The organism is Lactiplantibacillus brownii (assembly GCF_031085375.1).
Lineage (GTDB): Bacteria > Bacillota > Bacilli > Lactobacillales > Lactobacillaceae > Lactiplantibacillus > Lactiplantibacillus brownii.
Map to the genome: position 1 here is coordinate 1 of NZ_JAVCWF010000011.1, position 3,516 is coordinate 3,516.

Genomic DNA, 3,516 nt, shown 5'->3' on the forward strand with positions numbered 1-3,516 from the left:
TTGACTGATAGAAAAGTTTTAGTTGATAAATCTCGGTCAGGGAAAGTTCGTCCGTGGCGAGAGCGTAAGTTAGAGAATTTGCAGTATGGTGACTATTTGCAAATATTGAATTATAAGAAAGCTCACCGGGTTAAAGAATGTGGGGAAGTTTTGCGCTTTGTGGAAGATGAACAAGGTCATAAGAAATTAGCGCAGACTTGGTTTTGTCATTCTCGTTTGTGTCCTTTGTGCAATTGGCGGCGGGCAATGAAGCAGTCTAATCAGTTAACGCAAATTTTGGCAGAAGCAGTTAAACAACGAAAAACAGGTCGGTTCTTATTTTTAACGCTGACGGTTGAGAATACAACTGGTGAGCAACTAAAGAGTGAATTACGGCAAATGGGACGGGCAATTGCAAAAATTTTTCAATATAAAAAAGCGGCTAAAAATTTGCTGGGCTATGTGCGTTCAACTGAAGTGACCGTTAATCATGAAGTAGATCAGCCGATGTATCACCATCATATGCATGTCTTGCTTTTTATGAAATCAAGCTATTTTACGGGAACTGATAATTATATTTCACAGGCGGAATGGACTGGATATTGGCAACGAGCTATGAAATTAACTTATATGCCAGTTGTGAATGTTGAGGCAGTTAAACCGAATGTGAATCGCCATAAAAATTCTTTATTGGCCAGTGCTCAAGAAACGGCTAAATATCAGGTAAAGTCTAAAGATATTTTGACGCATAATCCAGAACAAGACTTACAGGTGATTGACGATCTGGAACAAGCTTTGGCTGGTTCCCGCCAAATTAGTTATGGTGGGTTACTGAAAGAAATTCGCAAACAGTTGCAATTGGAAGACGTTGAAAATGGTGATTTGATTAATACGGATAGTGATGATCAAAAGGTTGATCAAGTGGTGCGTGAGATTATTGCTAAATGGGATTATCAGCGTAAGAATTATTTTGTTTAATGATTTATTGTCTATATTATAAGTGAGGGGGGAAGTGATTGCTTTGAGCTTTTTTTAATTTTTGTTCGGATTAATTATAGAATTTACCAAATAAAAAGACTATTAACAGTTCGAAAAATATTAAGGGAAGTTTCAATGGTAATAATATCGATAATTCTAGTGTCAATGTTGATAATAGTGAAGGTGAGAAGCATGAAAAAAGGTAATCAGACCAGTCAAGATAATTGTTCTAATACTTCTTCTGGTAATTTTAACGGTAATATTATTAGTAATTCTGATGTAAAATTCATTTCTGAAGTTACAAATTATACTGATAATTCTAATATGTTTGTTGTTTTGCAGGAATTTATAAATATTTTTTTTGAGAAAGCTGGAGCACTTCATAATAAAATTGGAGAATATGCCGGTAAAGATTCTATTCCTAATTTGAATAGTGATTTACTAGCTTTGAGAAATTTTGTTGAAGGAACTCTTGCAATTCCAAATAGTATTCTTGAAATAGTGGATAAAATCGTGCAATCGTTGTTCGCTTACTATGAATTGATAGCTACTCGAGGATCTGGTAATAATCTTAGAAATATGAGTGCTGATCAAAGCGATGATTATATTAGAGAATTTGAGAAAAGAAAAACTGAACCTGTAGAAATTCAAAGAAAACTTTTACATGTTTTGAGAAATTTTATTTTTGATGAACATTGTTAAGGTATTATTTTTTTGCCAGCGGCAAAACCGGCCTCGCAGAGTCCAAACTTTACAAGGTAAAGTATATTGGGCTATACCTTGCATGGAGGTTTTCCGAATTCTGTGCTATGCTCTAACCAAATTTATCTGTTTGGGAATGGAGTGGTGAAATGAGTTATTTAGTGGCTAATATGCAGAAATTAAAAGCTGATAATTTAGTTGGCTTGGGTAATCATGATCAACGCCGAACGCAACATCACAAAAATACTGATATTGACGTTGACCGTTCTGGCTTAAATTATGATTTAGTTGCTGGTCGGACTAACCATTTCAAAACGGATATTGAGGCTTATATTAACGAGCATAAAACCAGTCAGCGAGCGGTCAGAAAAGATGCCGTTTTAGTCAATGAATGGATTATTTCGAGCGATAGTAATTTCTTTGCCGATTTGACGGCGGCTGATACCCGCAAATATTTTGAAACGGCGAAGAATTATTTTGCTGAAAAATTTGGTGAAGAAAATATTCGTTATGCAATTGTTCATCTTGATGAGAGTACGCCACATATGCATATGGGAATTGTGCCCTTTGATGATGAACATAAGTTGTCTGCTAAGCGAGTATTTAATCGCACGGCTTTGCGAGATATTCAAGATCAATTACCGACTTATTTGCAACAGCATGGTTTTAATATTCAACGTGGGGTTCAAGAATCGGAACGTAAAAGTTTAACGGTGCCAGAATATAAAGCTATGCGGGAAGATTTGAAAAAGGCGACGCTTCAAAAACAAGAAATACAAGCTGAACTTGAAGATGCCAGAAAACGCCTTGCTGAACTTAAACCTCGTGATCAGCAAGAAATTGAGAGCAAACCTACTTTTTTAAGCAAGGATAAAGTGGTTGTTAGAAAAAGTGATCTTCATGACTTAGAATCTCGAGCAGCTGTCAGTGATATTTATAATCAACAACAGAACCGTTTAAAACTTGATAATCAAAGCCTAAATTATCAACTGCTTGAAGTTAAAGACAATAATTATGATTTAAGCAAGAAAAATGAGAAGCTCCAAAAATTAGTGGATACGTTACAAGGAATTGTTCGGAGCGTTGACCGGTTCTTACAGTGCAAATTAGGTGTTGGCTTACCAAATGAGTGGCTAGAGCGAGCTGGACTAAAGGAACTATCTAAAAAAGCCCCTCAGAGGCCACAGGAGCGTTCAGAGGGGCAACATGATGAATTAGATGGTCCAAGCCTTTGAATTTGGTCTATGGCTTTAATTTAACCGCTGATGAGTATTGGAGCTGTTTAATGGCCGTCAGTCAACGGTAAATCGAATTAAAGGGACTTACTGCTTTAGCAGTTAGTCCCTTTTTGAGGCTTTAAGGAGTTGATTGACTAACCAAACCCAGACACTGAATTGGCTGAAAGCCAAAGTTTCCTAAACTTTGCTTTCCTGCCTCACGGCGAGTGCGGGGTGAGTTTGAGCGGGAGCTCCCGCTCATTTAGGCGGTCAAGCTGGCACAGCTTGGACTGGGTTCGGGGCGTCAGCACCCGAGGGGTTGAAACTGGCGTTTTTTTGCCAGTTTCTTCTTATCTTGATACTATTAGAAACAACGTCATTTTAAAAAATCGGGATAAACCCTTGACACAACTGGGCTTAGGCGTATTATGAGTTTATAAAATGAATATAAAAAAACCCACGTGAGCTTCGAAAGTTTGGCGACCTCGAACACGTGAGTTAATCTTGTAAAATCGTATTTTTATTTACTAGACATAGTTTAAGGCTTGGGTAGTTGACCGTCAAGGCTTCTGGCTGATTTTAGTAAAGTAATACATGCAGATTAACTCTTCTCACGTGGCCAGATGAGAGGAGTTTTATT

3 protein-coding genes are annotated in these 3,516 nt (G+C 37.3%); all 3 read left to right on the forward strand.

Going from position 1 to position 3,516, the window contains the following annotated elements; all coding sequences use genetic code 11:
* On the forward strand, window positions 1–957 hold a 957-nt coding region (locus tag RA086_RS15925; RefSeq protein ID WP_246876396.1), incomplete at its 5' end, for a protein rep.
* A gap of 192 nt (window positions 958–1,149) precedes the next feature.
* The gene (locus RA086_RS15930; protein WP_308704645.1) at window positions 1,150–1,659 is read left to right on the forward strand and encodes a hypothetical protein; all 510 of its coding nucleotides are present in this window, start codon (window positions 1,150–1,152) and stop codon (window positions 1,657–1,659) included.
* Between the two features lie 149 nt (window positions 1,660–1,808).
* Window positions 1,809–2,894, forward strand: a complete 1,086-nt coding sequence (gene mobV, locus RA086_RS15935; protein WP_308704646.1) for a MobV family relaxase — start codon at window positions 1,809–1,811, stop codon at window positions 2,892–2,894.
* The last annotated feature ends 622 nt before the right edge of the window (window positions 2,895–3,516 follow it).